This is a genomic window from Chloroflexus sp. MS-CIW-1, assembly GCF_030444705.1.
Classification (GTDB): Bacteria; Chloroflexota; Chloroflexia; order Chloroflexales; family Chloroflexaceae; genus Chloroflexus.
This window is the reverse complement of the sequence record NZ_JAUBWR010000001.1, coordinates 1,406,492-1,426,411: the sequence shown is the minus strand read 5'-3', so window position 1 is coordinate 1,426,411 and position 19,920 is coordinate 1,406,492. Positions and strand designations below refer to the sequence as shown.

At 53.8% G+C, this 19,920-nt stretch carries 15 protein-coding genes and 1 tRNA gene; 6 read left to right on the top strand and 10 right to left on the bottom strand.

The genetic code is table 11. The features are described from left to right. Positions 1-109 precede the first annotated feature (109 nt). Positions 110-1,261, top strand: coding sequence for a glycosyltransferase (locus tag QTO31_RS05645; protein ID WP_031458133.1), 1,152 nt, complete (start codon positions 110-112; stop codon positions 1,259-1,261). Between the two features lie 102 nt (positions 1,262-1,363). Here the strand turns inward: QTO31_RS05645 and QTO31_RS05640 are convergent, their stop codons facing one another. Continuing rightward, entirely contained in the window at positions 1,364-2,620 is a 1,257-nt protein-coding gene (locus tag QTO31_RS05640) for an MFS transporter (RefSeq protein ID WP_301428392.1), read from the bottom strand. A 419-nt stretch (positions 2,621-3,039) separates the two neighbouring features. On the opposite strand from QTO31_RS05640, the gene QTO31_RS05635 reads away from it, so the two are divergent. Then, positions 3,040-3,519, top strand: a complete 480-nt coding sequence (locus QTO31_RS05635; protein WP_301428391.1) for a nitroreductase/quinone reductase family protein — start codon at positions 3,040-3,042, stop codon at positions 3,517-3,519. On the opposite strand, the gene QTO31_RS05630 is transcribed toward QTO31_RS05635, so the two are convergent. From QTO31_RS05630 to QTO31_RS05620, 3 genes are all read right to left on the bottom strand, one after another. Next, positions 3,503-5,770 carry an ABC transporter permease subunit gene (locus tag QTO31_RS05630; RefSeq protein ID WP_301428390.1) on the bottom strand — a complete coding sequence of 756 codons (2,268 nt, stop codon included), beginning with the start codon at positions 5,768-5,770 and terminating at the stop codon, positions 3,503-3,505. The two genes, QTO31_RS05635 and QTO31_RS05630, sit on opposite strands and share 17 nt — an antisense overlap. Before the next feature lie 5 nt (positions 5,771-5,775). Then, positions 5,776-6,723: an ABC transporter ATP-binding protein gene (locus QTO31_RS05625; protein WP_301428389.1), complete on the bottom strand. Its 948-nt coding sequence runs from the start codon at positions 6,721-6,723 to the stop codon at positions 5,776-5,778. A gap of 219 nt (positions 6,724-6,942) precedes the next feature. Continuing rightward, entirely contained in the window at positions 6,943-7,851 is a 909-nt protein-coding gene (locus QTO31_RS05620; RefSeq protein WP_301428388.1) for an NYN domain-containing protein, read from the bottom strand. A 218-nt stretch (positions 7,852-8,069) separates the two neighbouring features. Between QTO31_RS05620 and QTO31_RS05615 the strand changes: the two genes are divergently transcribed. After that, positions 8,070-8,357, top strand: a complete 288-nt coding sequence (locus tag QTO31_RS05615) for a hypothetical protein (RefSeq protein ID WP_031461180.1) — start codon at positions 8,070-8,072, stop codon at positions 8,355-8,357. 156 nt (positions 8,358-8,513) lie between these two features. Next, on the top strand, positions 8,514-8,777 hold the full coding sequence (locus QTO31_RS05610; protein ID WP_031461179.1) for a hypothetical protein: 264 nt from the start codon (positions 8,514-8,516) through the stop codon (positions 8,775-8,777). Between the two features lie 265 nt (positions 8,778-9,042). Here QTO31_RS05610 and QTO31_RS05605 read toward each other — a convergent pair whose 3' ends face one another. From QTO31_RS05605 to QTO31_RS05595, 3 genes are all read right to left on the bottom strand, one after another. Further along, positions 9,043-10,650: an SH3 domain-containing protein gene (locus QTO31_RS05605; RefSeq protein ID WP_031461178.1), complete on the bottom strand. Its 1,608-nt coding sequence runs from the start codon at positions 10,648-10,650 to the stop codon at positions 9,043-9,045. 490 nt (positions 10,651-11,140) lie between these two features. Continuing rightward, positions 11,141-11,542 carry a hypothetical protein gene (locus QTO31_RS05600; protein WP_301428387.1) on the bottom strand — a complete coding sequence of 134 codons (402 nt, stop codon included), beginning with the start codon at positions 11,540-11,542 and terminating at the stop codon, positions 11,141-11,143. Between the two features lie 75 nt (positions 11,543-11,617). Further along, positions 11,618-14,626, bottom strand: coding sequence for a GAF domain-containing protein (locus QTO31_RS05595; protein ID WP_236631303.1), 3,009 nt, complete (start codon positions 14,624-14,626; stop codon positions 11,618-11,620). Positions 14,627-14,768: 142 nt separating this feature from the next. Here QTO31_RS05595 and QTO31_RS05590 point away from each other — a divergent pair, with 142 nt between their 5' ends. Continuing rightward, positions 14,769-15,155 carry a single-stranded DNA-binding protein gene (locus QTO31_RS05590; protein ID WP_236631302.1) on the top strand — a complete coding sequence of 129 codons (387 nt, stop codon included), beginning with the start codon at positions 14,769-14,771 and terminating at the stop codon, positions 15,153-15,155. Between the two features lie 762 nt (positions 15,156-15,917). Here the strand turns inward: QTO31_RS05590 and QTO31_RS05585 are convergent. The 3 genes from QTO31_RS05585 to QTO31_RS05575 all read right to left on the bottom strand — a co-directional run bounded on the left by QTO31_RS05585 (position 15,918) and on the right by QTO31_RS05575 (position 18,790). Beyond that, the gene (locus QTO31_RS05585; protein ID WP_031461395.1) at positions 15,918-17,207 is read right to left on the bottom strand and encodes a tetracycline resistance MFS efflux pump; all 1,290 of its coding nucleotides are present in this window, start codon (positions 17,205-17,207) and stop codon (positions 15,918-15,920) included. A gap of 611 nt (positions 17,208-17,818) precedes the next feature. Next, positions 17,819-17,895 (bottom strand) — tRNA-Glu (locus tag QTO31_RS05580). A 331-nt stretch (positions 17,896-18,226) separates the two neighbouring features. Further along, entirely contained in the window at positions 18,227-18,790 is a 564-nt protein-coding gene (locus QTO31_RS05575; protein WP_031461396.1) for a hypothetical protein, read from the bottom strand. Positions 18,791-18,967: 177 nt separating this feature from the next. Here QTO31_RS05575 and cysK point away from each other — a divergent pair, with 177 nt between their 5' ends. Next, complete coding sequence (gene cysK / locus QTO31_RS05570; RefSeq protein ID WP_301428386.1) at positions 18,968-19,897, top strand: cysteine synthase A; 930 nt, start codon at positions 18,968-18,970, stop codon at positions 19,895-19,897. The last annotated feature ends 23 nt before the right edge of the window (positions 19,898-19,920 follow it).

Here is a 19,920-nt window from a genome sequence, read left to right as displayed (position 1 = left end):
ATGCGCGGTTCGTGAACCGTCTGTGCATCAGGGTTCACTCGTGGTTTACCCTCACTCTGCTCACTTGTGGTATCGTATGGCAGACCTGACAAACGTGGAGCGTGGTCGTATGCGAATCCTGTTCATCACCGGTGAGTACCCACCTCAGCCGGGCGGAGTTGGCGATTACACCCAACGACTAGGCCAGACCCTGGCAAATGCCGGGCATGAGATTCTGGTCTTAACAATCGTGCAGCAGCGCTGGCGCATCTTAAGAGTTTCACCCGAGGGCGATCAAGCGCTTTCTTCTGATCGTGGAATGGCTAGTTGGCGCCTTATTGGGCTAGGGTCACTCATCAGACATATACGGCGACTCCAACCCGATTGGTGTCACATTCAGTATCAAACTGGCGCCTATGGGATGCACATCGGGGTGAACGTGCTCCCCACTATCTTACGGCATAGCAATATTGCCACTGCGATCACCTACCACGATCTGCTTCCACCGTACCTCTTTCCGAAAGCAGGGATGGTTCGCGAATGGGTTACTCTGCTGCCAGCACGGACAGCGACAGCAGTTATCGTCACTAACCCCGAAGATGAAGCCAAATTACGCACAAGCGGTCTTCAACCACACCTGATTCCCATTGGCGCAAATATCGAGCCGGTACTTCCGCCAGACTATGACCGCACAGCATGGCGTTCTGAACTAGGTGTCACCGGTGATAAAGCGTTGATCGGATATTTCGGTCTCTTGTCACCGAGTAAGGGGATTGATCTCCTGATCGACGTTGTGATCGATCATCCGCAGTGGCACTTACTGATCATCGGCGGTACAGCTACCTCTGCGACCGATCGTGCGTTTGCCGAACAGGTGTACCGACGCCTGAGCATACCCGCTCTCCGCGACCGAGTTATCGTGACCGGTCACGTGACTGCTGGGCAAGTATCTGCCCATTTGAGCGCATGTGATCTGGTTGTACTCCCATTTCGCGACGGTGCCTCACTCCGACGCGGCAGCTTACTCGCCGCACTGGCTCACGGTTGTGCCGTGATCACCACACCACCAGCCTCTTCTACGACTGCCGCTGCCTTAACCGGGGTTGTACAGTTTGCCGCCGCTCGCCCAGATGCCCTGACCACCGCAATAACGACCTTGCTGAAGAACCCGATAGCCCGTACCCGTCTGAGTGAAGCGGCACGCACCGCTGCGCGTCGGTTCGACTGGCAGGCGATCGGTGCTGCTCACATCGAACTGTATCAGTCGTACATGAAGTGCTGAATAGCTCTGCCTTTCCACTGTAGGGGTCGTCATCATTACCGGTTACCGTGATACCGTATCAGCGATGGCTGCGCCAGATCATTTACTCAATGCAAACGACAATCAATCCATACCCTTCACAGCCGACCGCAACGGCTGCCCCCACCAGAGCGCCGCACTCAACGGCACTAAACAGAGCATCGCACCGAACAGGCAAAGGGCAAGGTAGCCCAATCCGGCCAGGATGAAACCACTGCTCAGACTGCCAAACGCTGAGCCAAGGTTGACCAGCAGATCGCTAAGCCCCTGTACTGCACCACGTTCACCGGCTGTTGTGGCATCAGCCAACAGTGAAGAACCGGCAATGTAGCACAAGTTCCAGCCCAAACCCACCAGAAATAGCCCTACCGCTAACCAGGGGGTCAACAGGGATGCTGGCGCGATGAGGGCGCCGGCAATGAGGAGCCAGGTACCGATGATGATGGTCGGGGTGCGTCCCAGTCTATCGATAAGGCGTCCGGTGAGCATCGAGAGGCCAAACATCCCAAAGGTGTGTGCACCAATGACTAGTGAAATGCTATCAAGGCCATGGTGATGATGACTCATGTGGAGTGAGGTGACACTCATTACCAATACCATCACCACTTGCCCCAGTACCATACTGATTAAACCGGTACGCACTGATGGCAGACGTAAAATGGCCCCTGGCGATCGGGTCACGGGTTGAAGCTGATTGACCGAAGTAGTGTGACGCCCTGGATGGATCGCTAACAATCGCGGATCAGGGTGCAAGAACAGGAACAGGGTCAACGCTGCTAGTCCAAAGAGGATCGCACCCCCAAACATTGGCCCGGTCAATTCAGGCAACCCACCGGCAAGCGCGATCTGACCAAGTGGCCCGACGAGCAGTGGACCGCCAACGGCGCCGATTGTGCTGGCAAAAACCACCGTACTGATTGCACTGGCACGTCGATCAGGATGTACGGCATCGGCAGCAGCATAACGACTCTGATCGGTAATCCCTCGTGCTGTACCGACCAGAAATAGCCCGATTAAAAAGAGGGGGAAGGAATGGCCGATGACTGCTATCCCATCGATTAGCATTCCACTTACGCCAAGGAGCATGCCGATGATCAACCCTGGACGACGGCCAAACCGCTGCATCGCCCGTCCGGCCGGATATGCGGCTATCGCTGCACCAGCCAACATCAGCGTCGAGGGTAATCCGGCCAGCGCATCGTTGCCACTCAAACGGGCGCCAACAATCGCGTTGACTGCAATGTTGGCAATAAAGGCGGCTGAGGCTAAGCTCTGCGCCAGGAAGAGGGCACTGATGATCCGGCGCGTCACTGCGGTAAGGTCAAGTGAAGATTCCTGCATGCATGTACTCCCTGGCACCATAAACTTCTGTGTGTATTATAAGAGATTTTTGTCTTGTCAAGTATCAATGATCGCACTGCAATCACGACATCACCACATGAATGAACAATGTGGCGAATCTGGTATTATCTTTGCTACAAAAGAAGGTAAGAGCAGATGTCCCGTCTGTCTACTCTTCCGCACTGTCACTGTTATAGTGCCCTACAGAGAGGTTATCTCAGCAAAAAGCGTATTAATGCTAAAAGACCGATAGCATTTCTCGCCAATAATGACCGTCACTGTAGCGGTAGAAGCGAGTTGAGAACGTGTGCCCACAGCATCCTGATGCCCTGATGCTGCATACCGGGGAAACCGAATCGCACGAGGAGTACCTCCTACATGGCATTCCAAGCAGAAAGACCTGTTCCACGGTTATGAAAATGTTTCGCCGTTTACAACTGATGATCGCCCGTCTGTCCGCCACGCGCCCTGGCGCCTGGTTTGTCCGCGCGTGTATCCAGCCACTTGACCGATTTGTACTCTGGATCAGTGGTGGACGATTCGGTATCGTATCACTGTTTTATCCAACGCTTGTACTGATTACGACAGGCGCTCGTAGCGGGATGCAGCGCCGAACCCCGCTTATCTTTTTTCCTGATGGAAGTCGCCTGGTGTTGGTAGCATCCAATTTTGGGCGCCCGCACCATCCGGGGTGGTACTACAACGTCCTGGCCAACCCGCAGGTACATGTCAATATCTACGGTCACACCTTCTCCTGTCGGGCACGCGAAGCCGTTGGCATCGAGTATCTGGAGCTATGGGAACGGGCCGTGCGTTATTATCCGGGTTTTGCCGCCTATGCTCGCCGGGCCGGACGTACCGTGCCGATCATCATCCTCGATCTCAATACACCCACATAATGACCAATGGTGTGATCAGGCCTTCGATCAGGGCAGCCACCAGCACGAGCGGAGCAATGATCAGGAGCCAGACTTTGACCGTCTGCGCTGCTGCCCACAACAGATTCTCACCAACTGTAAAATTGCCCGGTGTGCTCAACAGCGCAGCTCCCATTCGCAAACCAAGGGCTGCACTGATCAGAAAGGTAGGCAGTTCGATTACGCCGTGCGGGAGCAGATATGCAACAATGAATTGCAGCGGATCGACGATGGTCGCTCCATTCTGGACAAGAATGCGCCCGCTGATATAGCCAATCTGCGCAAAGACAACCGCCGGCACGAGAAACGGAAACACTCCCAGACTGAACGGCGCCAGCAGGTTCGATAAGATGGATACGCGCAAGTTGTTGGCAAAGACAAAACCTGCCAGGAGTAACGACGGCGCCGGACCATAGGCGAGCATTGTCAATGCCTGTTCGACCGGCGGCAACACCAGCGTTTGCGACAGGGTAAGGCCAAGCACCGTTCCACTCACTGCGGCCAGCATACTGACTGCCAGTGGTAAGCGTAATTCGTAAAGCAGGGCTGGAAACTCATAACGGTAGAAGCGCCATGGCGAGAATGGTAATCCGCGATAGGCATAGAGCGGTGTTCCCGCTGGTTGATACTCGCTGAAGAAACGCCGAAACGTTGACCATATCCGTCGTAAGCTCATCGTTTCACGATTCCGCGAAAAGATTGCTGCACGTTGAAATGTCTGCATTCCACTGCGCAAAAAAGCCAGTGCTACCACCGTGATCGCCAGAATCGCCAACCAGACAACATCGAACCGCCGTGCAATAAAATATGGCGCCTGCGCCTGCAATAGCGCAGTGGTTGGCAGTAAGACTGCCGAGGCCATCATCGAGGCTTCCCGTACACTGCCGGCGTGGATCGAAAAGCTCACCGCGCCCGATACCAGACCAACTGCCACGACGATCGTCAACAGACTCATCAATCCCAATAGTGCCGGCGACATGCCATCGGCATAAAGGGCCGGAACATTGATCGCTACCAGGGCATAAAAGAGGTGCTGGGTGATCAGGGCAGTAATCAGCGGAATCAGAAGCGTTCCCACCATCTTCCCCAAAAAGAGCTGCCAATCAGAAATCGGCAACGCACAGAGCGCCTCAAACGTATTCCGCTCGCGTTCCCCAACGAACGACTCCAGCGCCGCCACTAGCGCAAAGCTCATCGGCACAAAGCCGGCCAGTACACCGACGAACGGAACCAGTGGCCCCAATGCCAGGGGATCATCGAGCTGGGGCAAGATAGCAATGATTGCTGCATTCAGACCGACCGGCATTAAAACGGCCAGAAAACTGAGCAACGTCAGCGAACGCCAGTCACGAGTAATTTCTATCATCTCGCGCCGGGCTACAATCCACACCGGATGACCGCCAAAGTGTGTTATCTGCCGCCGTGATCGCCGCTGCAACCACCCAAACCACGGACGACGGATCTGTTCACGAGCCAGCAGTTCTTCCCGACTAAACGCCCGCATACCTGTATGGATGAGCAGACCAACCAGCGCATTCAATCCCAACCAGATACCGAACACCCCATCCCAATGATTGCCGACGATCAGAAAAGCGATCACCTGTACCAACAACGCCAGGGGTACCAGGATCAGACTAGAGAGCAGACTGGCCGCCCGTACCGTAGTGACGTGCGAAGAGATAATCACCGCACCACTCACCATCACCATTGCCATTGTCAGCACCAACGCCAACAAGAGCAGCAGACGTAGCGGATGAAAGGCAACCAATGCTACATCAGGCGCAAACAGGAGCATCACCACCCCAAAGACCACCTGACTGAGGAGTGCACCGATGAGCGGAAGCGCCAGCGCTGCTATCAGCTTGGCAAGGTACAATTCACGATCACTCAGCGGCATTGCCAGCAGTGTCTCAAGCGTATTCCGCTCACGTTCACCGGCAAATGACTCTAGCGCTAGAATGAGCGAAAAGCCAGCCGGTAAAAAGCCAACCAGCAAGATCGCGAACGGAATAATCTGGATAGCCAGTTCGAGTTGTTCGGTAAATCGGATCAGCGCAAGTGCCGCCGCTGAAACCAGAAATGGAAGCGCCAGCGACAGCAAACCTAGCGGTGTCAGCAAGCGCCAATCAGTGAGGGTATCACGCAATTCGCGGCGCGTAATGAGCCACCACGCCGGGAGTGGCTGAAGCGGACGCAAGAGCATAACCGAACGTGCGAGAGAAAATCGTTTCATCACCTTCACCGGGAATGCGAGGCGTGCGGAGCCTCATCTTCTGCCACAATCCGCAAATAAAGGTCTTCTAATCGACGCGGTTGCTCCGCCAAACTGTACACACTAATCCCGGCTGTCGTCAATCGCTGGAGAATAGCCGGATTTAGCGCTTGAGGTTCAGCAGTTTGCCAGCTCAATCGATCACCGTCAATTATCTGTACATCCACCAAATCGCGTACCAGTGCAACAGCACGTTCCTGATCATCAGGATGTACCAAACGGAGTTCAAAGATTGGATCACCGAGTAACTGCTGGCTTAGCTCAGCAAACGAACCACAGGCAATAATCTGCCCACCACGAATGATTGCAATCCGGTCGGCCAGCTCTTCCGCCTCACTCAGATTATGGGTCGTCAGCAGAATACTCCGTTTCGCACCGCGCAACTCACCAATTGCATCACGCACAGTACGGGCACTCTGGGGATCCATCGCCGTTGTTGGTTCATCAAGAAAGAGCACCGGTGGATCGTGGATCATTGCCCGAATCAGCGCCATTTTCTGGCGCATCCCTTTAGAAAAACTTTCAAGCTGACGGTTACGCACCTCCCACAAACCAAACTGGCGCAAAAGTACCTCACTGCGTTGACGGCACTCGACTGCATCGAGACCGAGCAACGCCCCAAAGAAGGCCAGGTATTCCAGCGCCGCCATCCGCCCGTACAAACCGGGATATTCGGTTAGCAAGCCAACCATACGCCGTACCCGTTGGGCATCGCGGACCACATCGTAGCCACAGATACGAGCCTGACCGCTCCCTGGTGGCAAGATCGCTGCCAGCATACGCACCGTCGTCGTTTTACCGGCGCCGTTTGGCCCCAGCAATGCCACTAGCTCACCTGGCTGCACAACCAGATTCAGATCGCGTACCGCAACAAAATCCCCGAATTGCTTACCGAGATGAATCGCTTCGATCATGGGAACTCATTCTACTGGAATCAGGGTTATGATGACCAGTTTCACATTCCGATTGTATTGTAGCCTAAAACCATTACCGGCGAGGGTGGAAACAGCGAGATGGAAACGAATCCAAAGCGCAAAGAAGAGGAACTTGTTCGGATAGAATATATCAGGGTATCTCTTTCAATCAGGCAGGGAACGTAAATCCAGACCTGCGCCTACCTAACCCTTCCCGAATCAACCCTGTGTCCGGCGTAACCGCACTTCAAGCTGGTTGTTATGTTGCGTGCGGATTTCAAACAGACTAACCTTTTGGCTACAATGAGCCACCAGCTTCGATAAACTGGCGTGTCCAAACCAATTCGGACGAAACGTTGGATCAATTTTTCTGAGTTCATGACCGATGACGGCAACACTCACCCAACCTTCCGCATCACGTTTTGTCGCCTGTAAAATAGCTTTACTGAGTAAAACAACAGCTTCACGCAACGGTCGGGTCGGCGCCTGCACTGGCGGAGATGTCACCATCGGGGTCCTAGTGTGCTGGCTGTTGCTGTTGTGAGCAGCGGGTTGCAGTGCAGTAGGCGGAAGATAGCCATCTGCGGTAGCGGGCTCTGGGGTCGTCTGTGTCGTGAGTTCACCCTGATCAGTTGGTATTGCAGGAGGGATAGAGGCATTGTTCGTCTTGCCGACTACTCCTTCCCCTTTGAGTGAAACAAAACGACTACTGACCGCTTTCAGGGACTCAGCAGTTCGTTCATCACCAATGACGATCACCTCTTTACCGGCTTTACGTAATCGTTTCACCAACGGGGTGTAGTCGCTATCACCGGTAATTAAACAAAACGTATCGATGAATTGGTTGTAAAGCATATCCATCGCATCAACCACGAGCAAAATATCGGTAGCATTCTTGGCGGCAGAAACGCGCTCGTGGTGAACCGGTTGCAACTGGTAGCGAGCCACCGGCTCAATCCAGGCCTGGGTACCCGGTCGTGACCAGTTTGCGTACACACGCTTTACCACCAGCCGACCTTGTTGCTCGGCAACCTTCAGAGTGGCCAGAGCACAGGTTGCAGCACAATTTTCACCATCGATCAGAAGTGCCACCCGCCGAGTGCTAGGGGGTAAAAATGGCAACCGCACACGACGCTGCACCCTGCAGGCTAACCACCACAACCACCTGAGCAGAAAAGAGTTCATAGAATGTCTCCAATACTACCTTGTCGTGTAGTCTACAAAGGAATAGTTACCGGTGAATTACCAGGAGTTGCCAGAACAACCGGCTACAACACGATAGACACCCACTCCAGACTCACGCTATACTGAAAATATCTCATACCCTACCTCAAAAGGAGTTCACGATGGAACAACCGCAGCGACATAACGGCCCAGATATGGGCAATCATCTCACCTACTGGAGCATTATTGGGATGACATTACTGCTCTGCTTTGCCTGGCTGCTAACCGGAAGCGTGGTATTGACCCTGATCATTATCGTGCTCGGTTTGCTCCATCTGGCGCAATTCTTTCCCGACGCCGAGGAACTTGTGCGCGCCGATCCAATCTTGCTGACGATCCGACGCTTCTCGTTGCTGCTGGTGATTCTGATCACAGCGATGGCGCTTCTCATTCGCTACATTCGGTTGTAGAATTTAGACATTTTGCACAAAATATTTCCGGTTTTAGTTGTTGAAATCATCCAAACCTTCTGCTATGATGCAGGCAAACGGCCATCAGGCGATGGCTATCCTCAGGTTCAATGAAGAGCTGATCGGGTATTGCGGTGCAGCAGCGCGGAGGTTTCCATGGAACTGCAAGGCTTTTTGCTCGGATTAATCGGTTGGGCAGCGACGGCAGTCTTGGCAATTGGTGCCCGACAACTATCGGCGCTTGAACAACGCGCCGTGATCGTCTGTAGCTGGCTGGTTTGGATGATTCCCGGTTTGGGGACATTTGTACGAACTGGAATTCTCACCATTGATGCAGCAGCTCTCTTTATTGGGATTTCGACAGTTCTACTCGCTGCGCTGCTGCTTATTGGCGTTCGGGGCCGAACGCGCGCCCGCTAATATGGTAATGCGCCTCACCAGCTCGGCAAAGAGGAGTCTCCGGTTAGCCGGATGCATTGTGGCAAGCTTTGGGAATGACAACGACCGCTTCTGCTCACACAACGGCGGTCGTTTCTCTTTGTGATCATCTCTCTTTACCCCACTGCTGGTCAGTACAAGCAAAGCAGGTGCGGAACGACTATCTCTGTGTGCAGGAACATCAGAAAATGATGAGGGGCGGATGCGAAACCCGCCCCCTCATCACCATCATCATTTGTCGACTCGTCTAGCGATACGGCCGGAGCGCGCCGACAAAACGACTCGTCCAGTAAGACCCCCAAATGCTAGAGATTTGCACACCGTAGGCCGGTGACATCGCGTGCACCATCTGACCGTTGCCGATATAGATCGCAACGTGTGAAATACCACGCGACCTACCGGTTGCGTAGAATAGGAGATCGCCAGGAGCGAGATTGTTCAGACTACTGATCACCGCTCCATACCGAGAATTAAACTGAGCGGCAGCAGTACGAGGTAAATTCACGCCGAATTGCCGATAAACATAGGAAGTAAGCCCGCTGCAATCGAAACCGCTGCGTGGGCTAGAGCCACCCCACACGTAACGATAGCCAACGAATTGAACTGCATAGCTGGCAACATCACCACTGGCCGGGATATTGACCGGACCGGTATTCGCCAACCGACTGCGATTCGGTAAAGCTGGAATATCATTGGTGTACGGAACCCGCCGGGCAGCCATCGGTGCAACCCGTAACAGTTCGGCGTAGATCCAGGCTTTCGTACCGTTGGCCAGCTCAACCCGATACCAATCCTTATGTCGGGCAAGCAGTTTCACTTCGGTACCGGCATTAACGGCGCCAATCCGCTCATACGCAGAGCCGGGACCTTTGCGCAAATTGACCGAATTTTCCAGCACGGCACCGACGAGCGGTGGATTAGGATCGGGAATAGAGGCCGCAACCGGAACTCGTTCAACCACACCCGGCGCAATAGTGAGGAACTCTGAGGTCACCCAGCCGTATAAGCCACCGGTCTCAACCAGAAACCAGCCGTTGTACTGCTCAACTAGATTTAGCTCCGCCCCAGCAGAGAGTTTCTTCATACTGACGTAATTGGTACCAGGACCATCACGAAGGTTCAGACCCTCTTCCCGCACGGTCGCCACGCGCGGTGGCGGCGGCGGCGGAATATTGGCCTCGGCGACCGGTTTGAGGTTATAAAAGACCGCTTCAGGCAGATCAACCAACTCAGCCGCAATCCAGCGCAGCGTGGGATCATCGGCAGTACGGAAGCGCAACCACTCACCATAGCGACCAACGACCTCAATCGTAGCTCCGGCCGTGATGCGGGCTACATCATCGTAAGCCAGACCAGGACCATTCCGAACCTTCGCTACATCGGCAGTTACGGTTGCCGGCACGATGAGCGGTGCATTGATTTCACTGCGCGAGAGGATGGTCAGCGGTACCGGTAATGCCTCATCGACGTCAAGTGGTGGATCGCCCACCACCTCACCATTCCGGCGTCTATCAAGATTGAGTGGGCCGGGAATAATGATCGGTACAGCACCACTAATTTCTACCGGTGCTCTTGTTGGCGCCATCACTGCTGGTTTTACCGGTCGTAGTGGCAACTGCCCTAACAGGAGGGCAACCGGAAAGAGGAGCGTGACTACCGAATGGAGGAGATACCGGACGGGAAGCTTACGAATTCTGTTTTGCAGTTCTGGTGCAGTACGAATGAACGAAGCAATCGTCGCAAACGGTCGCGACAGTTGTAGATACCTACTCCGATAGTGAACAGCACGTTCGCGAAGACGTTGAAGTTCTAATGGAAGTAGGTCAGCCGAGCGATCGTGTTGTAGCTCAATCATGGAGCGTTTTTCCTCTTTCTCGCTGCCAATCGGCCAGTGTACGGGTTTTGAACCACGACCACGCACCTGGTGGTACTGGGGATTGGCAGGTTGGGATGCGAAGCCGACTGAGTGGGCCTTATCAGGAATGTATCAGTCGCACTTCAGCTTCTTATCGGCGTTCACACTGTGTTGTAGAACATATGTATTAGCACAGCGTAGCGTCGCAAAGGTATCGAAATAGTAATATATCTTTCGCTATTTGTCAAGAATTGCCAACAAGCACACCAATTTGTTGCTCTATAATGCGAAATATCGCTTACGTGAAACTATGAACTGATGTTTGAATATTAAACATTCTACAGAAAAAAAAAATACATTCCGACAAAGAATATACCTATCGTTGTCTGTTACCGGCGCATATTCTATCAGACAGGTATTTATCAGATACGGTGTATGAAGCTGATACGCACGTTCAGTGCAGCAATGTCTGCCAGTACATAACGGTTGCCTATAGCCATTCGCCAGGTTCGGGTGATCGATCACCGGTAAGGGCCATCACCCTGAAGCCCATCGTTTGCGCCTGACGAACCAGGGCCAGTTGCTGCCCATACGGAGCCACCACGATCAGACGCCGACACCCATCAGCACGAGCACTCGCCAGCAGGCTCGTTACGCTATCGAGGTATCGTAGTCGTTCGGTACCAACGCCGCTGTGTATGAAATCGTGAGCGACCAGATTCGCCTGCGATCCGGCCAGGTAAGCGTACTGCACTGCCTGAGCTGTTAACAAATCGTGCGCTTGTGCTAGCGTTTCCACATCAATGCCATCGGCAGCGTTGATAATCAAAGCATCAGCACTCAGAATAGCCGACTCTGGCAGTGGTTGCGCGGTTGCCCATAGGGTTGCCACAACCAGAGTACCCACCATAGTGAACAGCCAACTTCACAAAGAGATGTAAGATTGCTGGAACCATCGAATCATGAACTATGACACATCATTCAATAACTCAGCTAAGAGCGAACGCACTTGTTGAATGGTAAACGGTTTCGATAATATCGCATCAACCCCGCGCAAGCGCGCTTCATGACGATCAATCTGCTCACTCCAGCCGGTTACCAGCACAATGCGTACCAACGGATCAATGCGGCGAATCTGGGCGGCAACGTCCCATCCCGATAGACCCGGCATCCCAAGATCGGTACAGACGAGCTGATACTGACCGGCGCTGAACCCATCCAGCGCATCCTCACCGGAGGCAAAAGCATCGACGTGGTGGCCGATCCGTTGCAAAATACGTACTAATACATTACGCACTGCCTCCTCATCATCGATAACTAGAATGTGAAGGGCTGGTGTGCCAGCCGGCGGTCGCGACTCTGGCTCAGATACCGGTGGCGTACCAATCGGTAGTAAAACTCGAAATCGTGCGCCTGCCCCCGGCGCACTCTCTACCTCGATCCGTCCACCATGTTGCTGCACAATCCCGCGCACGATGGCCAATCCCATTCCTGTACCGCGAACACCTTTGGTTGAGAAGAACGGTGCAAAGATTTTCTCGTGAAGGGCTGGATCAATACCAATACCGGTATCTTGCACTTCTAGCATAACGGCAGCTTCACCTAACAGTCGTGCTGGGGCAAGCGACGTGCGCAGCGTGATCGTACCACCGTTCGGCATGGCATCAATGGCGTTCAAGATGAGATTGATCACAAGTTCACGCAACGCCGACGCATCACCGGCAATCAGCGGTAGCGGGGCCAAATCGGTATGCACTGCGATAGGCACACCACGGCTCTGCACCTCGTCGCGCCACCGCGGTCGGGTGAGGGCCAGACTTTCTTCAACGACCCGATTCAGATCAACTGCACTATCCGGTGTCGAGCGACTGGTTTGGGCAAAGCCCTGCAATCGCCTGACAGTGGCAGTACCATCAAGCGCAGCTAACTCTATGGCGCGCAACCCCTCTTCGAGGTGGGGATCATCGGTTTCCTCAAGTAATAACTGAACGTGACCAAGGATGCTCGCCAGTAAATTATTGAAGTCGTGAGCCACCCCACTCGACAATTCACCAAGTGCACGCAATCGGTCACGTTCAATTAACTGTTCACGGACTCGCTGTAATTCAGCGTCATGGGCGAGATTGGTGATAGTGACACCGATCAGATGTGCCATCGCCATCACCAGTTCAAGATCGCCCTGACCAAAGATACCCTTTACCGCACTCTCAATGATAATGATCCCAAAGACACGCTCGTCAACCAGGATGGGCACGATCATTTCGGCAGCCGTGGCCGGTAAGCTGGGATGAAGGACATACCGTGCATCACGGGTAACGTCATTCACAATAGCCGGTTGACGATGTCGAACGACCCAGCCGCTAATCCCCATTGTAACCGGTCTTGGCGGAAATGTCTGTGGATCGAGTTTAAGCTGACCACAGGCTGCACGCACTTCCAGATGATCTTCGACGACAACACTGATCAAGACCTGATAATAACCGAACGATTTATGCAGGAGTTGAGCCGCCTCGTGGAGCAACCGATCAACATCGCGCAAGGTCCCGATCCGCACTGTAAACTGCTGGAGAACCTGGAACTGACGTGCTCGTTCCTGGGCTTCACGTAGGAGCCGGACATTATTAATGACCACTGCAATCTGTTCACCAAACATCTGCGCGGTGGCAATATCTTCTGTAGTGAAGGCGTCAGGTGTCCATTTGTCAATCGTTAGCACGCCAATCGTTGCCTGATCGACTTGCAGCGGAACCCCTATCCACGAGCGGATAATGTCGCTATCGGGCACCTTTTGCCAGTTCGACAGACGTTGAACGTCAGGATAGTAGATTACCGTACCCATTTGCCGCAATTCGTTGATCAGCGAACCAGGTCCGGCGTAAAGGGTCACTTGATCGAATTTCGACTGTAGACCACGTTGAGCAAGTAAGCGCACATACTCTTTATCGTGCACGACGAAAATACATGCCGAGTCGAAATTGATAAACCGCTGAAGTTCGACGAGGATTTCATCGAGAACGCTGACCTGATCGATGCGGGCATTGGTCAGCGTTACCAGACGGTGCAATGCTTCAGATCGAACCTGTAGCTGTCGTTCGTATGCTCGTTGACGGGCATACATTATTTGACTGGCGGCAAACGCCAGCAGATCGGCGTCGCTATGCGTCCAGTAGTGGCCTGGAAGACAGGCTACCAGCCAGGCCGGTAGGCCATCGAAGCGTATATCTACAATCAATGCGCCATCGTGCCGCCAACGCTCAAAGTTCTCGCTGGTAACGGGAAGACCGTTATTATCGAACATTGCACCACTGGAGGTACTGGTAATCAGTTGCGGCCTGACTCCCAAGACAGCAGTCAACTCGTGCAATATATTGGCAATTGGATCGTGAACGGTCATGCTGGCGAGCAGAATCCGTTCGCGGGCCATGGCCCGGCGCAGCATCTGGGCAGTGTTAGCGTTGTCGATAGCAATCGCCGCCTGATCGGCAAAGATCGAGATGGTCTCAATCAGCTCTTGACTAAACGGTACCGATCCGATAAACCGGGCCAGACTGAGCGCACCGCAACAATGATCGCGCACAATCAGAGGAATAGCCAGAATCGCTGACGGATGCCGATCAAGCTGTTGAATGTAACGTGGATCGTTCACCGGATCGGTGAGCTGCAGAATCTGGCGATTGGCGACCGCCCAGCCGGCCACCCCTTCGCCAACCCGCAGACGGAACGTGCGCTTATGATCTGGTTGGCTTTCAAGACCCAGAGTTGCTGCTGTTGTCAACCATTCGCCTTGCTCATCGAGTAACCAGATTGAGACCACATCGGCTTCACTCAGCTCACGGGTGACAGCCAGCACGCGCTGTAAGACATCACCTAAATCAAGCGACGAGAGCACTGTCTTGCTCGATGCCAGAATTGTAGCAATTGGTGATGTCAGGCCAGAATTGCCGCTCGGATTGGTTGACTCAGATAGGTTCGTCATGATTCTCATTATACTCAGCGCGGTGCTTTTCGGGGACTTTTTTTACATTTTTCTCACAGATCGTGTAACTTTTGGCCGCTTTCTACGATTTATTTATGAGACCAGTAATTTGCTGGGGGCAAGTCATAGCTGAAGGAGGACGATGATGCGCAGCTTTCGGGGTACGGTCAATCGGGTAGAGCTGATCGGGCGGCTGGGGGCCGATCCAGAAGTACGGCAAGTAGGCAATGGCGTTACCGTTTGCCGCTTCAACCTAGCTACCAATCGACCGGCAGGCAGTGATGAGCAAGGTAAACGTCTGAGCGAAACTGAATGGACAACCGTGGAAGCGTGGGAACGGTTGGCAGAGGTGTGCGGAAACTATTTGCAAAAAGGGCGACGAGTGATGGTGATGGGCAGTCTGCGAACAGATAGCTGGCATGATAAAGAGAGTGGTCAACCACGCTCACGGACTTATGTGCGGGCAGAGGAGGTTATCTTCCTTGATGGAGGAAATGGCAAACAGGATAACGATCAAGAGGAAGAGTAGGTGGGTGTAGCTGAACACGTTCTTGCCGCATCTCAATCCTGACGATGCAAGCCGTGTCTGATCTTACCGACCGCATGCGTCGGCGTGTAGAGGGGGACAGAGGTGGAATTGGCACACTTCGCAGTTAGTGCGCTGTTACCTGGTGCTGCATGAACACAGTGGTGGAGGTAGAGTAGATGACGGTACGTGCGTGAGCATGGCAGAGATAGAGTGGATCAGGGGCGGTTCGTGAACCGCCCCTCTAAAGAGGTAGGGTGGTGATCACTGGCGCACGGCACATTACCGGGCACATCCATCGTGACACCGCTGCACTCATCCACCGAGGTTCGTTGTGCGGGGATAAAGTATCGCATTGCCGCACCTCGCGACTCCATTGGCATTAGGCTGATTGTCCATCATGTTCCAAACCATCGCCTGAGTTTCATCGGTTGTGCGGTGACGACGATCATTCGGACAAGCTCATCGTAGCTGGTGCATAGCACAAACTACATCAGCGTGCGCCAGCGAGGAGTTCCAAACCCATCCCTCACTCCGCCACTGCTGCTGTCACTGCGCGGTTACTAAGAGCCTATCCGAATAATTATCTCACAGTACAGCGGATGAAACCTGATAGATGTATGGGCGCAGCGGCGCTGCGCCCCAACCGATCTTCTTCTGCGACAGGGTATTCCGGATAGACTCTAAAGCGAAGCAGGAATGGAACGGTTTCCATTCCTGCTATGAAGAAGAGGCGCGATAGTATGTATCACTTTAACACGAGCATTAAGTCTGCTCAACATTTACCATCGACTCGGCAGATATTGTTGCCACTTCAGGCTGCGACCGTCCGCTGAACCGCTCGCGCAGTGCGCTAAACAGAACGGTCAATGCTGCGGTCAGTAGTCCAGCACCAAAGATATACGGTGCACCAGGGCCTAGAAGGTCAAACAGTAAGCCTGCTAGGAGCGGACCGGCCACCATCATCAAGCTGTTGAAGGATTGTACCCCACCCAGGATGGAGCCTTGCTCGGTAGCCGTTACCGACTGCGAAACCAGACTGGTAAGCGAGGGGGTAACCATACCACTTCCCAACGCGACCAGACCGATAGCCGGGAAGAGCATCCAACCCGCAGTAGCAAGCCCGGTTGCAGCAAAGCCAATGGCCATCAGACTTAAACCGGCAATGGTCAGGCGGGCTTCGCCAAAACGAGCGACAAGCTTTCTGATGAGAAAACCCTGAACAATGACTGCGATTAAACCGATGAAAGCGAAGATGAAGGCATTTTGCTGAGGGCTAAAATTAAACCGTACATCACTATAGACCGGGAAATTGCTCTGTAAACCGGCGAAGGCCAGGTTGAACAGCACACTCCCCAGGATGAACGGCTGCACACGAGCATCACCGGCAACTGCCATCAGACGACTAATTGGATTAAGATTGCGCTTCTGTGCCTGTGACCGCTTATCAGCCGGGAGTGACTCAGGCAGGCGGAAGAAACCGAATGTCACATTGGCAAAGCTGAGCAGCGCCGCAAAGAGAGCTGGCGCCTGTAAACTTACGTTGGACAGTATACCCCCCAGTGCAGGGCCAAGCATAAAACCAAGGCCAAAAGCTGCACCGATCATGCCTAGACCACGTGCACGCTCATTCGGTGGTGTGACGTCGGCAATGTAGGCCTGCGCCGTACTGATACTCGCCCCCATAATGCCAGCAACTATACGGGCTAGAAATAGCAAGCCGATGACCGTTTCCACACCGAGAAACGTCAGATTCTCGGTGAGCGCAAAAACCAGATAACTCAGACCGGTACCCATCAGGCTGAGCAGCAGGACCGGTCGGCGGCCAAACCGGTCACTGAGAGCACCTAAAACTGGCGCAAAGAGAAACTGCATTAACGCATACGAAGCCGTCAGGGCACCAACGATCAGGGCGCGATTTTCAGCCAGCCATGGCCATGTTGATCGTTCAACAATTTTGACGTATTCGGGCAGCAACGGTAACACAATACCGATGCCGAGCAGGTCGATGAAAATTGTCAGGAAAATGAACGTTAACGACGAACGTGATTTCATAGGATGTGTTCCCATTCTTCTCAATGAGATAGATTGCAACTCAAAAGGTTAACTACGCAAATTATATGACCTTTCACAGCTTTTGTCAATACATTGCACATATTTTGTCCAGATTTGGCAAGGAGTGAAGAGAAACAAGAGCAGAAGAGGCGATTCACAACCACGCCGTAGCAGACCTCTAGATGCCCTGCGCGAGCTTAACCTCCCTCACGCCTTCCTCCTCTTCCCTTCATACAACGTGCACACCGAGCGTCGGGTAGGCAATCAGCGTTGACGGGCGCACGACCAATGCCATGGCAGTGAGGAGCAGCGAGGGGGCCTGGCTGCCAGCAGACGGCACGAGATAGGGATCGTCGTGAACGCCTGGATGCCATTTATGTCGTGTCTCCCGCTATCGTTGCAGTGAAGCCACGTTCAGGATCGTTTAAAAAGCCCTTCCTTCAGGTGGGGTGCACTGATTCTGAGAAAAAATCTCTTGCGGAAAGGTAGCTGTGTTTGCTGCTTTTCTCTGCCGTGAGGATTTTAAACAGCAATGCAGTACTGCTATTCTGTCAGTCCCAGAAGAATAGGTCATCAACAAAAAAGCGCACTGGCGGTTCAGTGCGCTTACGTGGTGCCCCCAGCGGGATTCGAACCCGCGATCTCCACCTTGAAAGGGTGATGTCCTAGGCCACTAGACGATGGGGGCCTGACGCGCAGGCATTATACCATAATTTTTCATTGTTGCAACTGGAAACCAAACGTCGTTGCACCGTGAGACGATTACCCAGATAGGCACCTGGCGCGAAATCTTCTATCGCAGCAGAAGATTGGTAAGGGCGCGGCGCAGCCATCAGGCACATCCCGCGGCTATCGTCCTGGCGGGGCGGCGCTGCGAGGTGGCAGCGTCGGTATGATACTGGTAGGGGCGAGGCGTTGCCTCGCCCTACTGGGGCCAGGTTCATCCGTCATAAACGCGACGATATAAGATATGCGGATAGGCTCTAAGAGGCGAAGAGCACCTGGTATACCGTTGCCGTTCAGGAGTCTGGCAATTCGTCGTAATAATCGGCCAGTCCGGCGAGAGTCATCTGGGCGAGGAATGGCGTCACCTCGTTCCCAAGCGAAGTACGGAACGCACTGTAATCGATAGCCACTGCCGCTTTCCAGTCGCCAGCTTCGGTAAAGCGGGGGAGATAGCGACGTAACTGTGCTGCCAGGAGGCGTCGTGGATTGGGTAAGGCGAAGAGGAGCACTGCCTGCTGCAAATAGGTTGAGAAGGCAGTAATGTTTGTCTCATCGGTGACCGGTGGTTCACCCAGCTTATCGATAATCCGACGAATGATCTCTGGCCCGATGTGCAGGGGATCGAACATCGGATCACGAAAGAGTTCAACACAGTAGGTATCGAGTGCTGCCGGATCACGGTGCATTTCAAGGGCCAATGTTCGTTGACCATTCAGCGCACGTACTGCCGCAGCAATACGCTCTTGTTCGGCTGCATCAGGTGGGTCGGCCAGCCAGGTTCCTGCACAGCGAGTCAGGCGGATGGCCTCTTCTCCGCCCCCGGCTCGATCAACCGCCCGTACTGCACGACCGCGCATAATGGTTTCCTCTCTGTCTCGCAATGGTTCGTGATTGTGTTGCCAAGTATAGCATGATCTTCACGTTTTGTTGTCATTCTAAAACTTGACTTTCTTGCACAAGAAATTGACATTCTACGTCTATCTGCGTACAATAGACACAGAAGTTCATCGCTGTTTAGTGCAAAGGAGCCTACCGTGGCCCGTATCTACAACTCTATCACCGAACTCATCGGCAACACCCCACTCGTGCGCCTGAATCGCGTAAACGACACGCACGCAACTGTAGTCGCCAAACTCGAGTTTTTCAACCCGGCTGGCTCGGTCAAGGATCGGATCGGTCTGGCGATGATTGACGCTGCTGAGCGTGAAGGTCGCATTCGGCCTGGCGAGACGGTCATTATCGAGCCGACAAGTGGGAATACTGGTATCGGCCTGGCACTGGTAGCGGCAGCCCGTGGCTACCGGTTGATCCTGACGATGCCTGAGACGATGAGTATCGAGCGGCGTAAGTTGCTACGCGGTTTTGGCGCCGAGCTGATATTAACACCGGGCAGCGAGGGGATGCGCGGTGCAATTGCTCGTGCCGAAGAGCTACTGGCTGAAATCCCGAATAGCTTTATGCCGCAGCAATTTAAGAATCCGGCCAATCCGGCTATCCACCGGGCGACGACAGCCGAAGAGATCTGGCGTGACACCGATGGGCAGGTTGATATTGTGGTCGGTGGCGTCGGTACCGGTGGCACGCTGACCGGTATTGGTGAAGTGCTTAAACCACGTCGACCGAGTCTACGGATTGTAGCGGTCGAACCAGAGGCATCACCGGTATTGTCAGGTGGTAAACCCGGCCCCCACAAGATTCAAGGCATTGGTGCCGGTTTTATCCCTGATGTTCTGAATACCAGTATTCTCGACGAGATTCAGCAGGTGAGTAATGAAGATGCCTTTGCGATGGCACGTCGTCTGGCACGCGAAGAAGGGCTGATGGTCGGTATTTCGAGCGGTGCTGCCGCAACGGCTGCCTTGCGCGTTGCCCGCCGCCCAGAGAACGCCGGGAAGTTGATCGTCTTTATCGTGCCTTCAAATGGTGAGCGTTATCTCTCCACACCGCTCTTTGCCGAGGAGTAAAAGACGCCCCCACCAATCCATCC

Bases quoted from the DNA above. Each gene is read 5' to 3' on its own strand.
- QTO31_RS05645 (WP_031458133.1), top strand. From the start codon at position 110: ATGCGAATCCTGTTCATCACCGGTGAGTACCCACCTCAGCCGGGCGGA.
- QTO31_RS05640 (WP_301428392.1), bottom strand. From the start codon at position 2,620: ATGCAGGAATCTTCACTTGACCTTACCGCAGTGACGCGCCGGATCATC.
- QTO31_RS05635 (WP_301428391.1), top strand. From the start codon at position 3,040: ATGTTTCGCCGTTTACAACTGATGATCGCCCGTCTGTCCGCCACGCGC.
- QTO31_RS05630 (WP_301428390.1), bottom strand. From the start codon at position 5,770: ATGAAACGATTTTCTCTCGCACGTTCGGTTATGCTCTTGCGTCCGCTT.
- QTO31_RS05625 (WP_301428389.1), bottom strand. From the start codon at position 6,723: ATGATCGAAGCGATTCATCTCGGTAAGCAATTCGGGGATTTTGTTGCG.
- QTO31_RS05615 (WP_031461180.1), top strand. From the start codon at position 8,070: ATGGAACAACCGCAGCGACATAACGGCCCAGATATGGGCAATCATCTC.
- QTO31_RS05610 (WP_031461179.1), top strand. From the start codon at position 8,514: ATGGAACTGCAAGGCTTTTTGCTCGGATTAATCGGTTGGGCAGCGACG.
- QTO31_RS05605 (WP_031461178.1), bottom strand. From the start codon at position 10,650: ATGATTGAGCTACAACACGATCGCTCGGCTGACCTACTTCCATTAGAA.
- QTO31_RS05595 (WP_236631303.1), bottom strand. From the start codon at position 14,626: ATGACGAACCTATCTGAGTCAACCAATCCGAGCGGCAATTCTGGCCTG.
- QTO31_RS05590 (WP_236631302.1), top strand. From the start codon at position 14,769: ATGATGCGCAGCTTTCGGGGTACGGTCAATCGGGTAGAGCTGATCGGG.
- QTO31_RS05585 (WP_031461395.1), bottom strand. From the start codon at position 17,207: ATGAAATCACGTTCGTCGTTAACGTTCATTTTCCTGACAATTTTCATC.
- QTO31_RS05575 (WP_031461396.1), bottom strand. From the start codon at position 18,790: ATGCGCGGTCGTGCAGTACGGGCGGTTGATCGAGCCGGGGGCGGAGAA.